This window comes from Arthrobacter sp. ok909, assembly GCF_900104405.1.
Lineage (GTDB): Bacteria > Actinomycetota > Actinomycetes > Actinomycetales > Micrococcaceae > Arthrobacter > Arthrobacter humicola.
In genome coordinates this window covers 34,878-58,572 of sequence record NZ_FNJS01000005.1, presented here as the reverse complement: position 1 = coordinate 58,572, position 23,695 = coordinate 34,878, and the positions used below count along the sequence as shown (strand labels likewise).

At 68.4% G+C, this 23,695-nt stretch carries 15 protein-coding genes and 1 tRNA gene; 12 read left to right on the top strand and 4 right to left on the bottom strand.

Annotated features, from left to right (window positions below; all coding sequences use genetic code 11):
• Positions 1–16: 16 nt before the first annotated feature.
• The 3 genes from BLR03_RS05870 to BLR03_RS05860 are packed head-to-tail and all read right to left on the bottom strand — an operon-like array spanning position 17 to position 5,336.
• Positions 17–2,602: a transglutaminase TgpA family protein gene (locus BLR03_RS05870; protein WP_091250717.1), complete on the bottom strand. Its 2,586-nt coding sequence runs from the start codon at positions 2,600–2,602 to the stop codon at positions 17–19.
• Positions 2,599–4,149, bottom strand: coding sequence for a DUF58 domain-containing protein (locus BLR03_RS05865; protein WP_091250715.1), 1,551 nt, complete (start codon positions 4,147–4,149; stop codon positions 2,599–2,601). Before BLR03_RS05865 ends, BLR03_RS05870 begins: the two co-directional genes overlap by 4 nt.
• Before the next feature lie 14 nt (positions 4,150–4,163).
• Complete coding sequence (locus tag BLR03_RS05860) at positions 4,164–5,336, bottom strand: AAA family ATPase (protein WP_091250713.1); 1,173 nt, start codon at positions 5,334–5,336, stop codon at positions 4,164–4,166.
• Positions 5,337–5,513: 177 nt separating this feature from the next.
• Here BLR03_RS05860 and BLR03_RS05855 point away from each other — a divergent pair, with 177 nt between their 5' ends.
• The 5 genes from BLR03_RS05855 (at position 5,514) to BLR03_RS05835 (ending at position 11,916) form a co-directional block, all read left to right on the top strand.
• Entirely contained in the window at positions 5,514–6,401 is an 888-nt protein-coding gene (locus BLR03_RS05855; protein WP_091250710.1) for a TatD family hydrolase, read from the top strand.
• Between the two features lie 304 nt (positions 6,402–6,705).
• On the top strand, positions 6,706–7,851 hold the full coding sequence (locus BLR03_RS05850) for a ubiquitin-like domain-containing protein (RefSeq protein WP_091250707.1): 1,146 nt from the start codon (positions 6,706–6,708) through the stop codon (positions 7,849–7,851).
• Between the two features lie 229 nt (positions 7,852–8,080).
• Positions 8,081–8,920: a 16S rRNA (adenine(1518)-N(6)/adenine(1519)-N(6))-dimethyltransferase RsmA gene (rsmA, locus tag BLR03_RS05845; RefSeq protein ID WP_091250984.1), complete on the top strand. Its 840-nt coding sequence runs from the start codon at positions 8,081–8,083 to the stop codon at positions 8,918–8,920.
• Between the two features lie 113 nt (positions 8,921–9,033).
• Entirely contained in the window at positions 9,034–9,996 is a 963-nt protein-coding gene (locus BLR03_RS05840; RefSeq protein WP_091250705.1) for a 4-(cytidine 5'-diphospho)-2-C-methyl-D-erythritol kinase, read from the top strand.
• Positions 9,997–10,068: 72 nt separating this feature from the next.
• Positions 10,069–11,916, top strand: a complete 1,848-nt coding sequence (locus BLR03_RS05835; RefSeq protein ID WP_091250703.1) for an ABC-F family ATP-binding cassette domain-containing protein — start codon at positions 10,069–10,071, stop codon at positions 11,914–11,916.
• Positions 11,917–12,761: 845 nt separating this feature from the next.
• Here BLR03_RS05835 and BLR03_RS05830 read toward each other — a convergent pair.
• The gene (locus tag BLR03_RS05830) at positions 12,762–13,361 is read right to left on the bottom strand and encodes a TetR/AcrR family transcriptional regulator (RefSeq protein ID WP_091250702.1); all 600 of its coding nucleotides are present in this window, start codon (positions 13,359–13,361) and stop codon (positions 12,762–12,764) included.
• A gap of 335 nt (positions 13,362–13,696) precedes the next feature.
• On the opposite strand from BLR03_RS05830, the gene BLR03_RS05825 reads away from it, so the two are divergent.
• The 7 genes from BLR03_RS05825 (at position 13,697) to BLR03_RS05795 (ending at position 23,519) form a co-directional block, all read left to right on the top strand.
• Positions 13,697–13,768: transfer RNA gene (locus tag BLR03_RS05825), tRNA-Gln, on the top strand.
• Positions 13,769–13,810: 42 nt separating this feature from the next.
• The gene (gene glmU / locus BLR03_RS05820) at positions 13,811–15,325 is read left to right on the top strand and encodes a bifunctional UDP-N-acetylglucosamine diphosphorylase/glucosamine-1-phosphate N-acetyltransferase GlmU (protein WP_091250699.1); all 1,515 of its coding nucleotides are present in this window, start codon (positions 13,811–13,813) and stop codon (positions 15,323–15,325) included.
• A gap of 5 nt (positions 15,326–15,330) precedes the next feature.
• Entirely contained in the window at positions 15,331–16,311 is a 981-nt protein-coding gene (locus BLR03_RS05815; RefSeq protein WP_018774662.1) for a ribose-phosphate diphosphokinase, read from the top strand.
• Positions 16,312–16,565: 254 nt separating this feature from the next.
• Positions 16,566–17,162, top strand: a complete 597-nt coding sequence (locus BLR03_RS05810; protein WP_091250696.1) for a 50S ribosomal protein L25/general stress protein Ctc — start codon at positions 16,566–16,568, stop codon at positions 17,160–17,162.
• A gap of 137 nt (positions 17,163–17,299) precedes the next feature.
• On the top strand, positions 17,300–17,887 hold the full coding sequence (gene pth / locus BLR03_RS05805; RefSeq protein WP_091250692.1) for an aminoacyl-tRNA hydrolase: 588 nt from the start codon (positions 17,300–17,302) through the stop codon (positions 17,885–17,887).
• 198 nt (positions 17,888–18,085) lie between these two features.
• Positions 18,086–20,830 (top strand): LuxR C-terminal-related transcriptional regulator, encoded by a 2,745-nt coding sequence (locus BLR03_RS05800; RefSeq protein ID WP_091250688.1) that lies wholly within the window; start codon positions 18,086–18,088, stop codon positions 20,828–20,830.
• The gene (locus tag BLR03_RS05795; protein ID WP_368086942.1) at positions 20,808–23,519 is read left to right on the top strand and encodes a LuxR C-terminal-related transcriptional regulator; all 2,712 of its coding nucleotides are present in this window, start codon (positions 20,808–20,810) and stop codon (positions 23,517–23,519) included. Before BLR03_RS05800 ends, BLR03_RS05795 begins: the two co-directional genes overlap by 23 nt.
• Positions 23,520–23,695: the final 176 nt, after the last annotated feature.

Genomic DNA, 23,695 nt, shown 5'->3' with positions numbered 1-23,695 from the left:
CGATGACGGCGGCACGCTAGCCGCGACGCACCCGGCGGACGGTATTGCGGATCTTCCCCCAGGATCCCGCGATGCCCCGCCGGGTGCTTTCTGCTGTCCGGGACAGGACCCGTCGGGGCAGCGGGAGGGCCCGCCGCCACCCGGACAGGACCGACGGCGGCAGCCAGTCCGCACGCAGCCGCACCAGGAGCTTCGCGTTGCCCCGCAGCGCGGCCTGCACCAGCGCAATCCTGACCGCGGCGGAGTCGGCGGCGCCCGCAGATCCGGCGGCGCCCGCAGCGCCCGCAGATCCGGCGGCGCCCGCAGCGCCCGCAGATCCGGCGGCGCCCGCAGGTCCGGCGGCTCCGGCCGGGCGGCCGTACCGTTCCCGTTCAAAGTCCTCCGTCAGGGCGGCCGCTGCCCGCTGGCCGGGCGTCTCCGCTCCGCCTGGCTGTCCCAAAGCCGCCGAGGCGCGCAGCCGCTCCGAGAAATGCCGCGCCGTCTCGCTCGCTTCTGGCGCCACGCCGTAGTCCGTGGCCAGGTCCCTCAGTTCGGCCCAGGCCGGAACGGCCGTTCCTGCCGGCGCGCCGCCCCTGCTGCGGGCCGTCGTCGTCAGCCTGCGGCGCCGCACCCCGCTGCGCACCAGCCGCGGGGAAGCCGCCAGCAGTGCCAGCAGCAGCACCGCTCCCAGGCCGTACAGCGCCTGTGCCGGGTGCGTGTCCGCGGGGGTCCGCGCCCCGGCCGCCGGAAGGGGAACAGGGGCCAGGGTGGGGACCGGCGCCGGCGTGGAACGTTCCCCGGGGGTCAGGGCATCGTTGCGTTCATTGGTGCTGGCGCCGCTGGGCGTGGCGGCTGCCGTGGCGTACGCCGGAACCACGCCGCGGGAGGGCGTCGGCTCAAACGGGACCCACCCGATGCCTTGGAAGAAGAGCTCCGGCCACGCATGGGCGTCTCGGGAATCGACCTCGTACTCGGGCAGCGGGCCCTGGCCCGCGACGGACACGGAGGCGCCGGTGGAGCGGCCCGGGGCGTAGCCCACGGCGATTCTGCTGGGAATGCCCTCCAGCCTGGCCATCACGGCCATGGCCGAGGCGAAATGAATGCAGTAGCCGCTCTTCTGGGTCAGGAAGTCCGCCAGGACGGACAGGCCGTTGCCGTCGTAGCCGCCCTGCACGGGGGACTGCAGGGAATACGTGAACTGGAGTGAACGCAGGTACGTCTGGATGGCCATGGCGCGCGCATACGGCGTGGCGGCTCCGGCCGTCACAGTATCGGCCGTGGTGCGCACGATCTCCGGAACGTTCGAGGGCTGCCGGAGGAACAGATCGGGGATCCCGCCGGCCGGCTGTGAGGCCTCTGCCAGCAGCCCGGCGGTGAGTTGCGGGCTGACGGAGGTGACAACGTACTGCTGGTCGCGGGAATTTGTGTCGACCCCCTTGATGCTGAGCGTGGCCGGATCCCAGGCCCAGCGCCCTGTGAGCCCGCTGACCGACTCCGGCGCGTAGGGTGCGGGGAGGTAGGGACTCGTGAACTGCCCGGTGTTGACGGCGGTGACCACGCGAAGCTCCGTTGCGGCGCTCTCAAGCCCGGAGTCGATCCTGCCGGTACCCAGCCGCCGGGTGGACTCCCGGTCATCCGGTGCCCAGGTGTCGCCGTCGAAGTTATCCACTGTGACCGAGCGCAGGTATGGCGTCGTCGGCGCGTTCGTGGCAAACGTGATCCGGCCCTCGCCCGAGGGGCTGCGCAGGCTGCTGCCGAGGCTGATCATCGGATTCAGGCCGGTTGCGTTGCCGAACGGGTTCAGCCGCGAGCCCTGCGGAAACGTGCCCTGGTCGAAACCCGGGATGACCGGCTGCAGCAGCAACGTCAGGGTCAGCGCCATCCCGGCCGTGACCGCGCCGCGCCGGATTTGTCCCGGGTCCCGGGCGGTATCGGCGCCGGTGCGGGCATCCGGCGTGAACCAATGGCTGCAGCCCAGGATCAGCAGATAGCCGACGGCGGCCCCGAGGAACCCGAGCACGCCCACGCTCTGCGGCTTGACCATGGCCGGCACCACGAGGATGGCCAGGATCCCGAGTCCGCTCGTGGCCGGCAACGCCAGAGGGAACGCGAGGGCATCCACGAGGATCACCAGCAGCCCGAGCACGGCGCAGATGAGCATGACGATTCCGGCGTTGGGAGCCACCGGCGTGCTCTCGGCGAGCACGGTTTCGCCAGCCCGGCGGAGGAACCTTCCCAGGTAGTCCATGGTCTCGGCGGACGGGATGAACCCGGCAATGCTGTGCTGCCTGAAGAAGGTGAAGGTCAGGACCAGGATGAGCGCCGCCAGCCCGCCGGCGGCCACGAACCACGTCCGCGCTCGCAGTGACCGCAGTATCGCCATGCTGAAGGCGACGGCAAGGACGGTGGTGATCACCGGGGAGTACCAGGCCCACCCGCGCAGGACGCCGTTGAAGCCGAGGGCGGCACCCGCGACGGCCACCGCGACCGCGGTCCCCATCACCCAGGGCTGGGCGCCGGGTCCGGCCCTGCGGGACGCCGTGCCGGGGGACAGGACCGTCGGTTCTTCTGCGCCCGAGGGGCCGGCGTCGGATCCGGTGCGGCGCTGCGGTGCGAGGGTCATGGCCTGCCCCCTGCGCCGCGGCGGACGTCGGCGGCAGCGGCCATGGCCGGGTCCGTCTGGTCGAAGGCCGCCCATGCGTCGGGCAACGAACTCCGGGCCGATACCGCCACGGCCCGCCATCCGCCCAGCCGCAGCGCCTCCAGTGCCCCGGACACTTCGCCGGAGTCGTCTGCCTGGTCCGTGACCAGCAGCGCGAAGGCGTTCGCGCCGAACGCCGCCGCCGGGGACAGCGCCCGGGCCTCGGCGGGCGTCAGGCTGCCCAGGACGGCCAGGATCGGACCCCGCAGCCGGTGGGCGGAGAGCTTGTCCAGCAGGGCGTCACCGAAGGCCTGCGGCACGGACCCTGAGGCTTGCCCGGAGCGGGCTGCCTCCTGCCCGCGGACGGCGTTGGAACCCGCGGCGGCCCCCGCCGGGCCGGGGATGCCGCCGGGCTGCGGGCGGGGGCCGTGGGCGCGGTTGCGGTGCAGGTGGGTGTAGTGCGGGCCGGAGAGTTGGATGGCGGCCAGGCTTTCCGCGATGGACTGCAGTCCGGATGCTCCCGTGTACTCCTCGGCCTCGGGATCGGGAGCGGACGGCGACTGCCGGAAGGCGGGCGCGCCCGCGCTGTCCAGGAACCGCAGGGAGTAATTGCGGTCGGCAAGGTGCGCGCCGATCGACATTGCCGCTGTGACGGCCCATTCGAAGGCGTCGCAGGTCAGCAGCTCACGGCTGGACCCGTCGCTGCCTCCGGCGTGGCCGGAGTGGGGGCGGCCGGCCGCAGAAAAGCCGCCGTGACCCAACACTCCGTGCGGGTAGGCCGAGAGGCACTGGTCCAGGATGATGGTCGCCTCGGGGGTCGTGACGGATTCCTCCTGCCGCACCATGAGGGCCCCGTGGCGGGCGGTCGCAGCCCAGTGCACCCGGCGCATCGGATCCCCGTGACGGTATTCGCGGGTCATGACGTCGTCGTCGCTAGGATTGGCCCGGACCCGGGTGGCCGTAACACCGTCGTGTCCGCGGGCACCGGCGAGCCCCGTCGCGGGAAGCTCGACGGCGGCGGGCGTCACGGTGAGGAGGTCGCCGTCGTCGATTGCGTGGCGGTGGAAGGACAGGCCGAAGGGGTCGCTGAACTCTGCCGTGACGGGCCCGATCCGGAATTGGCCCCGCTTGGCCGAGCGAAGGTGGTATTCATAGCGGCTCGTGCCCCCGGCCGCCGTGCGGGCGGGGAAGCGGAAGGCTGGAGACTCGCCAAACCGGGCCGGCAGGTGTTCCTCCATGATCGCGTGGCCCGTTCCCGCCCCGCTCCGTGCCACGGCCAGCCGCACCGTGGCACGCGCGGACGTCTCGACCTGAGACGGACTGAACTCGCGGTAGACGCGAAACCTCGGCTTCAACACTCGGGTTCCGGCCAGCGACAGGAGCGGCAGGATCAGCAGCAGCACGGCCAGGGCCAGCAAATCCCGGCGCCCCATGATCTGCGCGGCCAGCAGGAAGATCGCACCCGCGCCGAGCAGGCCCCAGCCGCGGGTGCTGAAGATATGTCCCGGGAACCGATCCCTCCACGCCATGGCGGAACCGTTGCCTAGCGCGGATTCGGCTGTTGGGGCGGCGGCGCGGCCGCCATGGCCGAGGCCCTGTTCCGGCCGGGGCGTCCGGTTCCGGTGGCTGCCGCCGTCACCTCCGGGGTGACAGGGATTTTGCCGATGATGGCACGGATGACGCTTTGCGGCGTCTCGCCCGTGCTGGCGGCCTTGCGGTCGAGGATGATCCGGTGGGCGAGCACGGCCTCGGCGACGCTGATGATGTCGTCCGGCAGGACGAAGTCCCGGCCATCGAGTGCGGCCGTGGCCTTCGCCGCGCGCAGGAGCTGCAACATGGACCGGGGGCTGGCGCCAAGCCGGAGCAGACCGCTTTCACGCGTGGCCCGTCCCAGGGCCACCGTGTACTCCTTGATGGACCGGGACACGTAGACCTGCTGCACGGTGGCAATCATGGCGGCCACTTCCGCGGCGGTGACCACGGCCGTCACGTGGGCCAGCGGGGAGGACGCCTGATGGGTTTCCAGCATCTCCATCTCGGACTCCCGGTCCGGGTAGCCCATCGAGATCCGGGCCATGAAACGGTCCCGCTGCGCTTCGGGAAGCGGGTAGGTGCCCTCCATCTCAATGGGGTTCTGCGTCGCCACCACCATGAATGGCTCATCCAGGCGGTAGGACGTGCCGTCCACCGTGACCTGGTGCTCCTCCATGCACTCCAGCAGGGCGGACTGGGTTTTGGCGGAGGCGCGGTTGATTTCGTCCCCGATGACGATGTTCGCGAACACCGCGCCGTGCCGGAATTCGAAGGACCGGGTCGCCTGGTTGTAGATGGATACGCCCGTCACGTCGGACGGAAGCAGGTCCGGGGTGAACTGGATACGGCTGACGGAACAGTCGATGCTGCGGGCCAGGGTCTTGGCCAGGAGGGTCTTGCCGACTCCGGGGACGTCTTCCAGGAGCAGGTGGCCCTGGGCCAGGAGCACCGTGAGCGCCAGCTTTGCCGCTTCGGCCTTGCCGTCGATCACCGTATTGATGGCAGAGAGGATCCGGGTGCTGGCGGAGTGGAAGGCGCCGGCGTCCATGGCTGGGGGCGCCTGCGGCGAGGAGCGGTGTCCGGCTGGCGCTGCGTCAACGGCGTCGGCATCCACGGCGGGGCGGCCCGGGAAGCTCCGTCCGTCGGGGAGAGCGTCCTCTAGGGAAGTGCGCTGGTAATCCATCGGCAGCCTTTCAGCCCTGGTGGGTCCCGGAACGGACCGGCAACGGCCGCCGGGCCCCGCAGTGGGGTTCGCCTGTTTCCTTACGGTGAAATAACAGAGTACTTACAGACTACTAACACAACTGCCGGGCCTGACAGAGAGTTCCGGGTAATTCCGGGCGCCCGTTAGGGTGGAAGAATGCTCAATCTCCACACTCCCGTCCAGTTCCGGTCGCCCGGAAATGACGGCGCCGGACGCAGCGGCTATCCGCCTGCACCGGAACCGCTGCCCGTCCCGGTGATGGACAACCACACCCATCTGGACTTTCCCGACGCAGAGCTGTCGGTGAGCATCACGGACGCCCTCGACGCCGCGGCTGCCGTGGGCGTCCAGGGGGCGGTGCAGGTGGGGTGCGACCTCGAATCGTCACGGTTCACGGTCAAGGCCGTCGAGCTCGATGCGCGGCTCCTGGGCGCAGTCGCGCTCCACCCCAACGATGCGCCCGACTACGCCCGCCGCGGCGAACTGGACAGCGCCCTGGCCGAAATCGAGGCCCTGGCCGCCCACCCGCGGGTCCGGGCGATCGGTGAGACAGGGCTGGACTTCTTCCGGACCGAGGGGGAGGGCCTGGCCCACCAGCGCTATTCGTTCCGCCGCCACATCGACATCGCCAAACGGCTCGGACTGACGCTGCAGATCCACGACCGCGACGCCCACGACGACGTCGTCCAGGTGCTGCGCGAAGAAGGAGCGCCGGAGCGTGTGGTATTCCATTGTTTCTCCGGCGACGAGGAGCTCGCCAGGACGTGCAACGCGGAGGGCTGGTACATGTCCTTTGCCGGGACCGTGACCTTCAAGAACGCGTCCAACCTGCGGGCCGCCCTGGCCATCGCGGAGCCGACCCGGATCCTGGTCGAGACGGACGCGCCGTTCCTCACGCCGCACCCGCACCGCGGGCGCCCGAATGCGAGTTACATGGTTCCGTACACGGTTCGGGCGATGGCCGATGTGACTGGATCGGAGCTTTCCGGACTGTGCGCGCAGATCGCCGAAAATTCCGTGCGGGCATACGGATCCTGGGCCTAAAACGGTCACTTTCGGCCTCCGCCAAAGCATACTGGGTATGCACAAATTCTTGGCTGCTTTATAACGCTACGGTTACAGTGGTCAACTATTAGCCGGGGTCGGGGAAGGCCTACGGATAATTTCACTGAAGCAGGGCGTGCATCGTGGCAAACAAACCACATGTGCGCTCTCGTTTTGGGTGAGGCAGTGCACGCATCTTCCGTGACGCTCCGGACCCTGTCCGGAGCCGCCCCTGGCGCGCTCACGGCGGGTGGTCGCGTGCATTTATCCCCGTGCCCGGAAGGTCCAAGAGATTCGGGCAATCGTGGTCAAGTTCTTCACATCGGACGGCAAGATCAGCTTCGTCAAAGTTGGCTCCCAGCTCGTAGTTCTGGTGGCACTGGTGCTGGGCCTCGTGGCCTTCGTAGGCAACAACAAGACGATCACACTCAACGTGGACGGCAAGGTCAGCTCCGTCCAGACCTTCGGCGGAACCGTCGCCGAGGTCGTCAAGAGTGCCAAGGTTGAACTGGAGCCAGCCGACCGGGTGTCGCCTTCGGCGGACGCCCACGTGCAGGACGGATCAGTCATCAACGTCAACCTCGCCAAGGCCGTCAAGGTCAGCCTCGACGGCGCCGAACGGACCATCAACACCACATCACCCACCGTCGAGGGGCTCGTGACCGAACTCGGCGTGGCCAGCGCCTCTCAGGTGTCTGTGCCCAAGGACGCCCAGCTGGCTGTCTCCGGTTCCTTCGTTGCCATCTCGACGCCGAAGACAGTGAGCATCGTCGCGGACGGCAAGGCGGCCAAGACCACCACGACAGAGGCCACCGTGGCCAAGGTGCTCGAAGACGCCGGGCTGTCGCTCGGAGCCAGCGACCGCGTCTCCCAGCCCGGGAACGCGCCGGTGGTCAACGACATGGTCATCAAGGTCTCCCGCGTCGATGTCAGCAAGACGGCCAACACCACCGAGCCTGTCGCATTCGAAACACTCACCACCGAAAGCGCCGACATGTTCAAGGGTGACAAGACCGTCACCCAGGCCGGCGTCGCCGGTACCACCACCAAGAGCTTCAAGCTGGTCCTCGTAGACGGCCGCGAAGCCGCCCGGACCCTGGTCTCCGAGACCGTGAGTGCTCAGCCGGTCACTGAGAAGGTCACTGTGGGCACCAAGGAAAAGCCCCAGCCCGCAGCCAACACCGGTGCCGGCGCGCCCGCGATGATGAACCAGGGCATGTGGGACAAGATCGCGCAGTGCGAGTCCGGCGGCAACTGGTCCATCAACAGCGGCAACGGCTACTACGGCGGCCTGCAGTTCGACGTCCGGACCTGGCTCGGCGCCGGCGGCGGCGCCTACGCCCCCAACGCCGCTGCGGCCACCAAGGCCCAGCAGATCGACATCGCCAACCGCGTCTACGCGCAGCGCGGCCTTGGCCCCTGGGGCTGCGGCTGGGCCGCGTCCAGCTAAGACGCCCAGCTGGCATTCCCTGCCAGCACGCCCAGTCGGCTCGTGACTGCCCGCTGATGACCGCCCGCTCCCGCGGCGGCTGACCACGGCCGCGGTGAGACGCACAGGCCGGGTCCGGATCCCTCCGGGCCCGGCCTGTGGCGTACCGGCGCCGGGATAGGATACCTAGGTGACTGAACCGAGCCCCTCCGCCCCCGAAAGCCTGCCGTCAGCGGCGCCCGCACCGCTGATGGGCGCCACCGATATCCGCCGGCTGGCTGAGGAAATCGGCGTCCGGCCCACGAAGACCCTGGGCCAGAACTTTGTCATCGACGGCAATACCATCCGGCGCATCGTGGCCGCCGCGGACATCCGGGCCGATGAGACGGTCCTCGAAGTGGGGCCCGGTCTCGGGTCGCTGACCCTTGGCCTGCTGGACGCCGCCCGGACCGTGGTCGCCGTCGAAATCGATCCGGTCCTGGCCGGGCGGCTGCCAGCCACGGTGAACCAGTGGCGGCCGAACGCCGTCGGAAATTTCCACCTCGTCCTGGCCGATGCCATGAGGGTCACGGAACTGCCCGCGGAACCGACCGCGCTCGTGGCGAATCTTCCCTACAACGTCGCCGTTCCCGTGGTCCTGCACCTCCTGCAGCACTTCCCGAGCCTGCAGCACGGCCTCGTCATGGTCCAGGACGAGGTCGCCGACCGCCTCGCGGCGGGGCCCGGTTCCAAAACCTACGGCGTGCCCTCAGTCAAGGCCGCCTGGTACAGCAGCATGCGCAAGGCCGGCGTGATCGGCATGAACGTCTTCTGGCCGGCTCCCAAGATCCATTCCGGACTGGTTTCTTTCACGCGCCGCGAGCCCCCCGTCACGACTGCCACGAGGGAACAGGTCTTCGCCGTGATCGACGCCGCCTTCGCGCAGCGGCGCAAGACGCTTCGGGCGGCACTGGCCGGCTGGGCCGGCAGCGCCGCCGAGGCCGAACGATGCCTGCGGGCCGCCGGCGTCGACCCCTCCGCCCGCGGTGAAGTGATCGATATTGCTGCGTTCGCGAGGATCGCCGAAGCCCACGCGCAGCCGGAGTCCTGAGTTCCCGCTGAGTTCCTTTGGCGTCCTTTGTGAGTCGCTTGTGAGTCTCAGGGGAGCCGTCCGGGAGCCGTCCCGTGCTTGGAGCCGGGGCCGGGATGCCATAGCGTGGAGCCATGAACGCAGTGAGAGGGCGCTTTGCCGCGAGGACTGTCCGGGTCAAGGCTCCAGGCAAGGTCAATGTCTCACTGGACGTCGGACCCCTGCGGCCGGACGGCTACCATTCGGTGGCCAGCGTCTACCTGGCCGTCTCGCTCTACGAGGAAGTGGCCGCCACCAGCACCGATACCGGCGGGATCACCGTCAGCATCAGCGATGCGAGCACCCTGGACCTGGATGGCGTGGACATCCCGCTGGATCATCGCAACCTGGCCTACAAGGCGGCGGCGATTATGGCCGACGTCTCGGAGCACGCCACCGGGGTCCATCTGGAGATCACCAAACGCGTGCCCGTGGCCGGCGGCATGGGCGGCGGGTCCGCCGACGCCGCAGCCACCCTGCTGGCCTGCGACGCGTTGTGGAACAGCGGGCTGTCCCGCGATGAGCTGGCCCACCTGGCCGCCGAACTCGGCGCCGACGTCCCGTTCTCGCTTCTGGGCGGCACCGCCGTCGGGTTGGGACTGGGCGACGACCTCTCACCAGCCCTCGTCAAGGCCCAGACCGACTGGGTCCTGGTCGCGGCCGACTTCGGACTGTCCACCCCGGAGGTCTACCGGACCCTGGACCGGCTCCGCGCGGCGGAGGGCGTCACGGTGGAGGAGCCGGTCGCCGTCGACCCCGGCGTCCTCACGGCCCTGCGCAGCGGCGACGCCGACGCCCTGAGCCGCGTCCTGGTCAACGACCTCCAGCGCGCCTCGATCGAACTGGCTCCGGGCCTGCGCGACACGTTGGGGCGCGGCGAGGCATGCGGCGCGATCGCGGGAATCGTCTCGGGCTCCGGACCCACCGTCGCCTTCCTCGCGCACAGCCCCGCGGCCGCGGCCGGGCTCGCCGAAGACCTGCGCCACCATGGCCTGGATGCGATGGCGGTCCACGGCCCGGTGCACGGCGCCCGCATCATCTCCGATACGCTCCTTTAGGAGCTTTTGACGCACCGCATCTCATGACTTCACAGCAACACTTCACCGATACACCTAAGAAAGCAGTTCCCAGTGGCACACCTGCTCGGCGGCGAGAACCTCACGGTCTCGTATGCAACCCGCACCGTCCTCGACGGCGTAACCCTAGGCCTGGAAGAGGGCGACCGGATCGGCATGGTGGGCCGCAACGGCGACGGCAAGTCGACGCTCATGCGCCTGCTGGCCATGCGCGCCACCCCGGATTCGGGCCGGGTGACCAAGCGCAGTGAAGTCAATATCGGCTACCTGGACCAGAGCGACGTCCTCGACGGCGACCTCACCGTCGGTGCGGCCATTGTCGGCGACAAGGCGGACTATGAGTGGGCCCGCAATCCGCAGATCCGCGAGGTAATGGGCGGACTCGTGTCCGACGTCGACTGGCACGCCAACGTGCATGCTCTCTCCGGCGGCCAGAAGCGGCGGGTGGCCCTGGCCAAGTTGCTGATTGAGGACCACGACGTCATCATGCTCGACGAGCCCACCAACCATCTCGACGTCGAAGGCGTCGCCTGGTTGTCCCGGCACCTGAAGACCCGCTGGCGCCCCAACCAGGGCGCCTTCCTCGTGGTCACCCACGACCGCTGGTTCCTCGACGAAGTCTGCAACAAGACCTGGGAAATCCACGACGGCATCATGGATCCGTTCGAGGGCGGCTACGCCGCGTACGTCCTGGCCCGGGCCGAACGCGACCGCTCCGCCTCCGTCATGGAAGGCAAACGCCAGCAGCTGGTCAAGAAGGAACTCGCCTGGCTGCGCCGCGGCGCCCCGGCCCGCACCGCCAAGCCCAAGTTCCGGATCGAGGCCGCCAACGCCCTGATCGCCGACGTCCCCGAACCGCGCGACTCGATGGCGCTGAGCAAGATGGCCACCGCCCGGCTCGGCAAGGACGTCCTGGACCTGGAAAACGTGTCCCTCGACTTCCTCGGCGGCGAACCCGGGCAGAAGCTCTTCGACAACATCACCCTGCGCCTCGCCCCCGGCGAACGGCTGGGCCTGGTGGGCGTCAACGGCGCCGGCAAGACCACACTGCTTAAACTGCTCAATGGCGAGATTCAGCCCACCTCCGGCAAGGTCAAGCGCGGCAAGACCGTGGTCACCGCCGTCCTGACCCAGGAGGTCAAGGAGCTCGACGACGTCGCCGACCTGCGCGTCATCGAAGTGATCGAGCGGGAGAAGCGCTCCTTCAACGTCGGCGGCAAGGAATTCACCGCAGGCCAGCTCGTGGAGCAGCTCGGCTTCACCAACCAGAAGCAGTGGACCCCGGTCAAGGACCTCTCCGGTGGCGAACGCCGGCGTCTGCAGCTGCTGCGGCTCCTCGTGGGCGAACCCAACGTGCTCATGCTTGACGAGCCCACCAACGACCTCGACACCGACACCCTGGCCGCTGTCGAAGACGTCCTGGACGGCTGGCCCGGCACCCTTGTGGTGGTCAGCCACGACCGCTACCTGCTCGAACGCGTCACGGACCACCAGATGGCGCTCCTGGGCGACGGCAAGATCCGCGCCCTGCCGCGCGGCGTGGACCAGTACCTCGAGCTGCGCGAGTCGGCGCTGGCCGGCTCCACGATCACCGGCGGCGGGAACCCGGTCACGGCCGCCGGCGGGGGCTCCGGGACGGGCTCCGGTTCCGCGCCGGCTGCCGGCGGCGCCTCTGAGGCGGAGAAGCGCGATGCCCGCAAGGCCAAGAACCGGATCGACCGGCAGCTGGGCAAGCTCAAGCAGCAGGAAGACAAGATCCACGCCCAAATGACGGCCGGGGCCGGGGACGCCAGCAAGTTCGATGAGCTCGCCGGGCTCAACAAGAAACTCCAGGAGCTCGCCGGCGAACGCGAAGCCCTCGAACACGAATGGCTCGAAGCCCTCGAAGTGCTGGGGGAGTAGTCTCCTGACGGCCCGGGGGAGATGCCCAGTGTGTTGGTGCTCAGCGGGTTCCGGCACGGCTGGACATGCCCTTCGGCGCAGGCCAGGAATGGACATGTTCCCCGGTGTGCCCGGAACCCTCAGGACATGCCCCTTGATGTCAGCCAGGGCTGGGCATGTTCCCCGGTGTGCCCGGAACCCTCAGGACATGCCCCTTGATGTCAGCCAGGGCTGGGCATGTTCCCCGGTGTGCCCGGAACCCTCAGGACATGCCCCTTGATGTCAGCCAGGGCTGGGCATGTTCCCCGGTGTGCCCGGAACCCTCAGGACATGCCCCTTGGTGTAAGCAAGGAATGGACATATTGGCCTCATGCCCACTCCTCGGGGCAGGGGGAGGACATGTCCCATGGAGCAGTCGACGGCATCGGCGCATTTTCGGTGAAGTGCTGAGTTGTTTCGCAGCCGGCTTGAATTGGCCATGTCGCTAAATCCTGGCCACGCGGCTGGATAGGTTCTTTGTGAGGGCCAAGTCTGGTGCGAAGGCCAAGGCTGGTCATGTTCCCCAGTTTGCTCGGAACCCTCAGGACATGCCCCTTGATCCAGGCTAAGGCTGGACATGTTCCCTCGTGTGCTCGGAACCCTCAGGACATGCCCCTTGGTCCAGGCTAAGGCTGGACATGTTCCCTCGTGTGCTCGGAACCCTGAGGACATGCTCCTTGGTGCAGGCCAAGGATGGGCATGCCGGTGTTATGCCCATTTCTCAGGGCCAGGGCCAGGGCCAGGGCTGGGCATGTCCCGTGGCGGCCAGCGACCACGGGCGATCCCCGGACCTCAATCAAACGCCGGACCTCACTCCACCCCGCCCCTCACTCCTGGCTTCGGAGCTCCGGGTCCTTCTGCAGCCCGGTGAGCCCGTTCCAGGCCAGGTTTACCAGGTGGGCGGCAACTTCGCGTTTGTCCGGGGTGCGGCTGTCCTGCCACCACTGTCCGGTCATCGCGACCATTCCCACGAGCATCTGCGCATACATGGCCCCGTCCGCCGGGCTGAAACCGCGGCGGGCGAGTTCGTCCTCGAGGATGTGCTCCACGCGGGCCGTTACATGCGAGAGCAGGGTGGAGAAGGCGCCCTCCGGCTGGGACGGCGGGGCGTCGCGCATGAGGATGCGGAAGCCGTCCGTCCGGTCCTCGATGTAGGTCAGCAGGGCCAGGGCCGCCCGCTCCACAAGGACGCGTGGCTTGGCGTCCTCGGACAGGGCATCGTTGATCGAGGTCAGGAGGATGTGGAACTCGCCGTCCACCACCTGGGTGTAGAGGCCTTCCTTGGAGCCGAAGTGCTCATAGATCACCGGTTTGGAGACGCCCGCGGTGGCAGCGATTTCCTCGATGGTGGTGCCGTCCAGGCCGCGGAGCGCGAAAAGGCCCCGGCCGATGCCAATCAGCTGCGTGCGGCGCTGCGGGCCCGTCATACGGGGCCGGGGAACGTAGCCTGGCGCACGGACAGGCCTGCCGCTACCGCCGTCCGCCCCGCCGGATGGGCCTGCGCTCTTGCTCACAGCACCATCATGCCCTACCGCGAGCCCGTACCAGCCCACAGCCCACCGGACCATGCCGGCCCCGCCCCCGCCGAGCCACAGGCCCACTAGCCATGCCGCCCCCCGCCCCCGCCGAGCCACAGCCCCACCACGGCCCCACCTCCCACGCCGCACCGGCAGCACCGCCCGTGCTTCGGACCCTGAGTCGCACGAGCATCAACCTTCGTGGCAGAATTGGTTCTCGTGCCGCAGGTCAAGCCCGGGCACGGTCCGCTCTGGTGTAATGGCAGCACCCCGGCCTTTGGAGCCGTGGAGTATAGGTTCGAGTCCTATGGGCGGAACTGGCGAGACACACTGCGCAACCAAGCAAGGAGAGCCAACACGTGAGCCCCGAGAACACCGGCCCAGCCGCCGTGATCGTCCTAGCTGCAGGGGCCGGTACCCGGATGAAATCCCGTACGCCGAAGATTCTCCATGAGATCGGCGGCCGCTCGCTGGTGGGCCACGCCCTCAACGCCGCCCGCAGTGTCCACCCCCGCGACTTGGCCCTCGTGGTCCGGCATGAACGCGACCTCGTGGCCGCCCACGTCGCAGCCCTCGATCCGGACGCCCTGATCGTGGACCAGGATGACGTCCCCGGCACAGGCCGTGCGGTCGAGGCCGCACTGGAAGCCCTCGATGCCCTTCACCCCCAGGGACCGCTCAGCGGAACCGTGGTTGTGACCTACGGCGACGTTCCGCTGCTCACCGGCGGCCTGCTCGCCGAACTCGTCGCCACCCACGAATCCGAGGGCAATGCCGTCACGGTCCTCACTGCCGTCCTCGATGACGCGACCGGCTACGGACGGATCCTCCGCGCAGCGGACGGAACCGTCACGGGCATCCGCGAGCACAAGGACGCCACCGAGGCCGAACGCGGAATCCGCGAAATCAACTCCGGCATCTACGCCTTTGACGCCGCAGTGCTGCGCGACGCGCTGGTCCACGTCACCACCGACAACGCCCAGGGCGAGAAGTACCTCACCGACGTCCTGGCCCTGGCCCGAGCCGCAGGCGGCCGCGTCGCCGCCGTCGTCACCGAAGACCGCTGGCAGGTCGAAGGCGCCAACGACCGCGTCCAGCTCTCCGCTCTCGGCGCCGAACACAACCGCCGCACCGTCGAGGGCTGGATGCGCGCCGGCGTGACGGTCGTCGATCCCGCCACCACCTGGATCGACTCCACGGTGACGCTCGACGAGGACGTCCGCCTCCTGCCCAACACCCAGCTGCACGGTGCCACCACGGTGGCGCGCGACGCCGTCGTCGGCCCCGACACGACCCTCACCGATGTCATGGTGGGGGAGGGTGCCACGGTGATCCGCACCCACGGCTCCGGGTCCACGATCGGTGCACGCGCCAGCGTCGGCCCCTTCACCTACCTGCGCCCCGGCACCGTCCTGGGCGAAACCGGCAAAATCGGCGCGTTCTATGAGACCAAGAACGTCACGATCGGCCGCGGCTCGAAGCTCTCGCACCTCGGCTACGCCGGAGACGCGGAAATCGGCGAGGACACCAACATCGGCTGCGGCAACATCACCGCCAACTACGACGGCGAGAAGAAGCACCGCACGGTGATCGGCTCCGGCGTCCGGACCGGCTCCAACACGGTCTTCGTCGCTCCGGTCCGGGTGGGCGACGGCGCCTACAGCGGCGCTGGCGCGATCATCCGCCAGGACGTCCCGGCCGGCGCCCTTGCCCTCTCCATCGCCAGGCAGCGGAACTCGGAGGGCTGGGTTGCGGCCAACCGCCCCGGGTCCGTTTCCGCCGCACTGGCCCAGTCCGCCGCCGCGGTTGAAACAGCCGCCGCGGGCGCCGCCCCAACTTCCTCCACTACTCCGGCACCGACAGAAGAGGGCTAGCAATCATGAGCGAAATTACGGCACACGGCGAGAAGAAGCTGGTGCTGGCCGCGGGGCGCGCGCACCCTGAGCTGGCGAAAGAGATCGCCAAGGAGCTGGGCACCGAGCTGCTGCCGCTGGACGCCTATGACTTCGCCAACGGCGAGATCTACGTGCGCGCCGGCGAAAGCGTCCGCGGCACCGACGCCTTCGTGATCCAGGCCCACCCTGCCCCGCTGAACAACTGGCTCATGGAACAGCTGATCATGATCGATTCGCTCAAGCGGGCCTCCGCCAAGCGCATCACGGTCGTGTCCCCGTTCTACCCCTATGCCCGGCAGGACAAGAAGGGCCGCGGCCGCGAGCCCATCTCGGCACGCCTCGTTGCCGATCTGTACAAGACCGCCGGCGCCGACCGCATCATGAGCGTGGACCTGCACACCTCGCAGATCCAGGGCTTCTTCGACGGCCCTGTGGACCACCTCATGGCCATTCCGCTCCTGGCCGACTACATCCGCACCCGCGTCGGCTCGGACAAGGTTACGGTCGTTTCCCCGGACACCGGCCGTGTCCGCGTTGCCGAGCAGTGGGCCGAGCGCCTCGGCGGCGCGCCGCTGGCCTTCGTGCACAAGAGCCGCGACCTCACCGTGCCCAACCAGGCCGTCTCCAAGACCGTCGTGGGCCAGATCGAAGGCCGCACCTGTGTCCTGATCGATGACATGATTGACACCGGCGGAACCATCTCCGGCGCCGTCCAGGTGCTCAAGAACGCCGGCGCCAAGGATGTCATCATCGCCGCGACCCACGCCGTGTTCTCCGACCCGGCAGCCCGCCGGCTGTCCGAGTCCGGCGCCCGCGAGGTGGTGGTCACCAACACGCTGCCGATCACCGCGGACAAGCGCTTCCCGCAGCTGACAGTGCTGTCCATCGCGCCGCTGATCGCGCGCGCCATCCGTGAAGTGTTCGACGACGGCTCGGTCACCAGCCTGTTCGACGGCCAGGCCTAGGCCGGCCGGCGGCGGGCCCGGTTTCAGAAACCGGGCTTGCCGCTGGTAGCCTTGTACCGAAACCTTGGCGAGGGAGAGCGCCGGTCAACCGTATACACGGGGAGCCGGAGTGCTGGTCTCCGTTATCGACTGGGTCTGAATCTCCTTCTGAAGGTCAGCTGCACGGCAGCCCGGCGTTGAAGGTCGCAAACAGACCTCCGCCCTTGCTGAACACCGTTTAGTCCCACAGCTTGAAATCCCACGAGGAGATATCCATGTCTGAGCAGAAGCTCGCAGCAGAAGTACGCACCGAATTCGGCAAGGGCTTCGCCCGCCGTGCCCGCATGGCCAACCTGATCCCGGCCGTCATCTACGGCCACGGCGCAGAGCCGATCCACATCACCCTGCCGGCCAAGGCCACCACCCTGGCCGTCCGCAAGGCTAACGCCCTGCTGACCCTGGACATCGACGGCGAGCAGCACCTGGCCCTGGTCAAAGACATCCAGCGCAACCCGATCAAGCAGATCATCGAGCACCTCGACCTGCTGACCGTCCGCACCGGCGAAAAGGTCACCGTCGACGTCCCCGTCCACCTGACCGGCGAGCTGGCTCCGGGCAACGTGTACAACCAGGAAATGACCACCGTGTCCCTCGAGGCCGAGGCAACCCACCTGCCGACCGCCATCGAGGTCAGCATTGAGGGCCGCAGCGCCGGCGAGCACATCCACGCTTCCGACCTCGTTCTGCCGAAGGGCTCCGTCCTGCTGGCCGACGTCGAGGCTCTCGTCGTTCACATCTCCGAGGCCACCGAGGTCTCCGAGGAAGAGGCTTCGGCCGACACCACCGAAGGATCCTCGGTCGCCGCCGAGTAATTCCGGCGATTTCTCCGGCGGCCGGGTCCCTGAGGGGCCCGGCCGCCGTCGTGTCTGATGCCGTCGTATTCCGCGCCGGAGCCGGCACTCCCGCGTGACCCGTCCCACCCTGACCTGGCCCACCGAAGGACTGATCCATGACCGACACCTGGCTGATTGTAGGCCTTGGCAACCCCGGACCCGAGTACAGCCACAACCGCCACAACGTCGGCCAGATGGTCCTGGACGAACTCGCCTCGCGCGCCGGCGGCGGCTTCAAGTCCCACAAGGCCCGTGCCCAGGTCCTCGAAGGGCGCCTTGGCCTTGGCGGCCCCCGGATCGTGCTGGCCAAGCCGCTGTCATATATGAACGTCTCCGGCGGTCCGGTCTCGGCCCTGGCACAGTTCTACGGGATCGACCCCGCCCACGTCATTGCCGTCCATGACGAGATCGACATTCCCTTCGATACCGTGAAGCTGAAGCTCGGTGGCGGCGAAGGCGGCCACAACGGACTGCGGGACATCTCGAAGGCCCTGGCCACCAAGGACTACCTGCGCGTGCGGGTGGGCGTCGGGCGTCCGCCGGGCCGGATGGACACCGCGGACTTCGTCCTGCGTGACTTTTCCGCCCCGGAGAAGAAGGACCTGCCCTTCCTCATCGACACTGCGGCCGACGCCGTCGAAGTCCTGGTCAAGGACGGCCTGCCCGCCGCCCAGCAAAAATTCCACCCGGCCAAGGCCCCATAAATCAGGCTTAAACACGCACCAGGCCGGCCCTGTAGCAGGGGGCAGGCGGGCCGCGAGTATCCGAATAGTGGGTTTCCTTCCCAAGATTTCGGCATTCCAGCTATGATCTGTCTACTCTCATGTCGGGGGATAGGGATACGCTACTTCTAAGTGGGCAGTCTGGGGTTGCTGTCTACAAAGCGGTACGAAGGAAACTACATGTCGAGGGATTCGCTGGGCTGGGGGAATGTTTCCACTACATTGGCACCCGCCGAAGAAGAACATGCCGCCGGTCCGGTCGCGAGGCACGGATGGTCCGGTTTGGCGCGGAACGCCGACGCCGAGCGCGTCCGGACGGAACTGCTTGCGCAGGACCGGATGGGCGTTGTCATCACCGGCGACCGCGGCGTAGGCAAGACCCTCGTCGGCAGGACTGCCCTCGCGGGGTTCGGCCCCGAGGTGTACACCATCCAGCTCCGCAGCACAGGGCCGGGGTCGGCAACGCCGTACGGCTGCCTCGCCTTCACCCTGGCTCGGCTCCCGCAGAGCTCCCTTGGCTCGCCGACCGCCATCCTGCACGGCATTACGTCCCTGATCCGCGACGACGCCGCCGGCCGCCAGTGCGTGATCCTGCTGGACAACGCCGGAGCCCTCGACGAACTCAGTACCGGGGTCCTGCTGAACCTGCTGCAGACCCGCACCGCCCGGCTGATCGCCACGGCCCAGCGCACCACGGACCTACCGCCTGACTTCTACTGGCTCATCACCTCGGGCCAGCTTGCCGAGGTCCGGCTCGCCAACCTGACCGAGCTCGAAACGTTGGAGGTCCTGCAGTCAGCCCTGGGCCACCGGGTCTCGACGGCCCTGGCAAGCCAGCTGCACCAGTTAGTCGGCGGCAGCCCCACGCTCCTGCAGGCCGTCGTGTCTGAACAGATCGAACGCGGAAACCTTGTCCTGTCCGGATCGGTCTGGACCCTGGTCGATGAGGTCGTGCTCGACGGCCGGACGGCGCTGGAAGACATTGTCCGGGCCAGATACGCCAGGGAAACACCCGAAGCGCGGGAGGTCATCGACGTCCTCTCCTGCGCCCGGACGCTTCCCCTGTCACGGCTCGCCCGGATGTACAGCCCCGGTGTCATCGCCGACATGGAAGAGGCCGGCCAGATCGTCGTGGACCGCGCGGACCGGCACCTCGTCACCCTGGGCGACCGCTACCTCGGCGACATCGTCCGGAACTGGCTCAGCGTGGAGCGCCGACTGGAGCTACGGGACAAGGTCCCCGGACACCAGGAAGAGGAACTCGACGAACTCACCGTCGAGGACCTGCTCGCCTACGCGGCTTGGACCCACGACTGCCACGCCCAGCTCGCACCCGCCCACGCGCTGGCGGCCGCCAGAGCCGCCGTCAAGCTCTTTGACCCGAAGTTTGCCCTCAAATGCGCCGGGAGCCTCTCTCCCTCGGACCCTGAATGGGCCGAGGGGCAGCTCCAGAAATCGGCGGCCTACCTCCAGCTCGGGCTGCCCCTTCAGGCCATGTCAGCGCTGGACGATGTCTCTGAGCGGCAGGTCAACGACCTCGAGGCCGAGACCTTCGCCGAATTCATTGCGGCGAAAGCCGACTGCATGGCCTGGCTGGAAGACCGTTCCGGCAAGGTCCCCGAACTTCTGCGGCAGGCCCGGGTCCGGCTTCAGGACTTGAGCCTGGACGAGCCAGCCGCCAGCCCCGCCGCACTCTCGCGGGCCGTGCTGCGCCTGGATCTGTGCGAGTTCAACTACTTCTCGTTCATCGGGGATTTCGAGCCCATAATGGCCCGCCTCACGGCCGCGGCCACCACAGACGTCCCGGGCGCGGACCCCGTGCACCGGCTCCGCTCGGCCATCATCCTGATGGAAGCCTTGTCCATGACGGGCCGGGAACTCGACGCCAAGAAACTCGTGCGGGAAATCGGCGGGCAGCTGGGCGAGTGGTCCAACGTGCCGCGCATCCGCGAAAACTTCGCCTGGCGCTCCTACAACGTCCTGCTCCTGTCCGGCCTGTGGCGCCAGGCCATCGACATGCTCAAGGACGCGAGCGGCCGGGCCGGGCACGGGCTCCATTCCGGGAGCGCCGCCACTGACCTTGCGGTCGGTCTCGCGTACGTCTATGCCGGCCGTGGCTACATGGCGTTAGACCCGCTGTTGGCCGCAATCGCCCAGCTTGAGGTCCGGGCGAGCCTGCAGTCCCTGCGCCAGGCCTACGCCGCCACCGCCTTCGCGTACGCCCAGACCGGAAACGCGGTCCAGGCCACCATCTACCTGGACCGCGCCCGCTCGGCTGACGGACCGGCCCGCTTCGCCGTCAGCAGCTCGACGGAGTTCTGCATGGACATGGCCTCGCGGTGGCTCGGCGACCCGGAGGCCAAGGACCGGCTGGTCCGGTCCGCAGAGGCGCATTTCCGGAAAGGCCGCTACACCCTCGCCGGCATCTGCATGCTTGGGGCCACCGTCAACGGAACCGTCAAGGATTATCTCTACATGGAGGAAATCGCCGGGCTGAGGCAGGGTCCGCTGGCCGAACTGTCCCGCACGGTCGCCGTCGGTAGTCGGAAGAAGGATGCCGCAATCATGCTCCAAGCCGCCGAGCAGGCCGCGGCCCTGGAGTTGGACGCCGTCCAGGCCAGGTGCGCGGCGCTCGCGTTCGATTTCGCCAAGGGCGCCGGATTGACCGCCAGCGCCAACACCGCCTACAGCATGCTTGAGAGCCTCTCGGAGTCCGTACCGGCGCTGCCGATCATGCCCCGGAACAAAGGCCCGCTGCTCACGGAACGGGAGCGGCAGATCGCCACCCTTGCCGGGAACGGGGTTTCGAACAAGGACATCGCCCTTGAAGTGGGCATTTCCGTCAGAACAGTGGAGGGCCACCTGTACCAGGTGTTCACGAAGCTCGGCGTTTCTTCGCGAAGTGATCTGCTTGGACTCATCTAGGGGCACGGCGGGAGCCCCCGGCACCGAGGCGTCCCGCGCCTTGACTGGGAGGTCGGATGATTTGATGTCGGCCGTGGAGTCCCTTCAGGGCGGAAGCCATGTGGCGGTATTCGTTCTCGGCGAAAGCGGGATGGGCAAGTCCAGGCTCATCGAAGCTGTGGTCGCCGAGCTGGGCCCGGACGTGACGCCGGTGCGGATCCACGGCAGTGCGTCGCTGACGAAGGTGCCCTACGGTGTCCTCGGCCCCTTCATCGTCGAACTCCCGGTCCAGGATGCGACATCGCAGCTGGCCGTGCTGAGGACGCTGTGGTCGCACCTGGAAGAAGAGAAGCGCGCCACCCAGAAGCCCCTGCTGCTCATCGTCGACGACGCCCACGACCTCGATGAGGCGACGGCGGGAATCCTGGCCGAGCTGGCCGCGGCAGGCTGGGCGAAACTGCTGGTGGGCGCGGCCGCCCGGCCCGGACTTCCGGAGCCGCTCCTGCAGCTGTGGTTTGAAGGCATCGCCGAGCGGCATGACCTGCGGCCCCTCACCCTGGCTCAGACCACAGAAATGCTGGAGGGCGAGCTCGGCTCGCAGGTGCTGCCCAACGTCGCCGAGATCCTCTGGGAGGCCTCCGGCGGCAACCCGATGCTCCTCAACGGGCTCCTCGACGACGCCAAAAAGGACGGTACACTGCTGCGCCGCAACGGTGTCTGGTTGTTCACCCGGCACCTGAACAGCCACGGGGACCGGCTGACCGATGTCGTGCGCCGCCAGCTGCTGCTGCGCTCGCCGGAAGAGCGGCAGGCACTGAACCTGGTGGCCCTGGCCGAACCCGTGTCCCGTGAACTGATCGAGTCCGTGGCCGGGGAAGAGGCCGTGGGGTCGCTGATCGACAGCGAACTGATCCGTGTCACGGGCTCCGCCGGCGGCGAGCTGCGGCTGTGGCACACCGTGTACGGGGACACCCTGCGAAACCTGATCTCGCCCGCCAGGAGCCTCCAGCTGCGCCAGAGCCTGCTGCGCCGCATGGACAGCGAGCCGACGTCGGCCGAAGGACTGTTGCGCCACGTGAGCTGGTCGATCGAATGCGGCGCGGAGGTCGAGGACCGCCAGCTCCTGAGGGCCGCCGTCCTGGCCAGCCGGCTCTACGAGGACGATCTCGCCCGCAAGGCGGCCGCCCTCGTCAAAGACCCGGACCTGCAGATGGCCGCCCGCGCCGTGATAGCGCGGACCCGCTACAACGCCTCCGACTACGTTGCTGCCTGGGAAATCCTCGACGCCGATTTCGGCCAGGGCGGCAACCTCACCAGCCTGCTGACCGGATCCCTCCTGTGGGCCGCGGTGATGTGCGCACTGGGCTACGCGCCGGCCGAGATCATGCAACGGGCACAGGCGCTGCAGCCTGCCGGTGAACACCTGGCCGAGGCCCAGCCGGAGAACGCCGAAGCCATTCGCGCCGCCATAACGGAGCGCCTGGACACCATGGAAGCCATGGTCCTGGCACTGGCAGGCGAGTACCCGCAGACCTCTGCCGCAGCGGACGCGGCCGCCACCCGGCCGGCGGCCAACAACCTCGAGGCGGCGTTCCGGCTCTCCCTTGACGCGGAGCGGCTCCTGGCCACCGGCAAAGGACTGAGCGCCTTTGCCGTGATGTCGCAGGCAGTCGAGGCCGCCGGAGCCGACCACGATGAGCTGTACTTCCTCACGGATTTCCTGGTGGTCCGGTCGGCCGCCGCCGCGATCCAGGCCGGGGACTGGCAGGCCGCGGAAAACCTCCTGGCCGCCTTTGTCGCCGGGTCAGGGCCAAGCTTGATTTCCTTCGGCGGGGGAGTCCACGCGGCCCACGGCATCATCCTCCTGTACCAGGGCAAGGCCGCACAGGCGCTGAACACCCTCAGCGCCGCGCTCGAAGCGCTGCGGCTCACCGATCCCCAGCAGCTGTTCGCCCTCACTGCGGCCATGGCTTTCGCGGCGGCCGCCGAAGTCGGTGCCCAGACGAAAGCGGAGCTTTTCCTCGCCGACTTCGAGGCCGCCCCGTCGGCGTTGCCGCGGTACATGCACTCCCTGGCCATGATGGCCGTGGTCTATGGAAAAGCCCGGCTCGGGAACTACCCCGGCGCCATCGCCGAACTGAAGCGCCTCGGCCGCCCGCACCCGGAGATGAATACGGCCGGCCTCGAACTCGAGGCCCTGGCCCTTTGCCTGGCCTTAGGGGACACCGACTCGGCGCCCCGGCTGCTGGAACTGCAGGCCGGGCTCGAGGGCCCCCGGCCGGCCGCGATCTGCGCCTATGCCGCAGCCATCAGCACGGACAACGCCGCGGACCACCTGGAGGCCGCGAAAACCTGTGAGGCTGCGGAACTGTGGACCTTCGCTGCCCTTGCCTACGACGCGGCGGCGCACGCCTACCGGGCCGCGGGCGATACCCTCAGGGAGCGCATGGCGAACTCGCAGCGGAAGCGGTGCCTGGACCGGGCCGACGACCTTCCCGGTGAGGAAACGGCCAAGAACGACGACTCGCTGGGCATCCTCACCCGCCGGGAGCGCGACATTGTGGCGCTCGCAGTGCGCGGTCTGACTGACCGCCAGATCGCCGCCGAACTCCAGGTTTCTGTCCGGACGGTTGAGGGCCACCTCTACCGCAGCTACGCCAAGCTCAACGTCAAGGGCCGCGAACAGCTACCCGGAATTGGCGGTCGCTAAGCCCGGAGGCAGCCGCTTGTCCGGGACTCCGGGAGACTACGCTCAGGGACACGTGAGGCGGGCTTCCGACTACTTGGTTTGGACCCGGCAGCCTTGCGGCCGCAACTGAGTACAGCTACGTAGAGCCGGCCGAATACTCGCTGCGTAATCGAGTACTACTTACGCATACCGAAAAT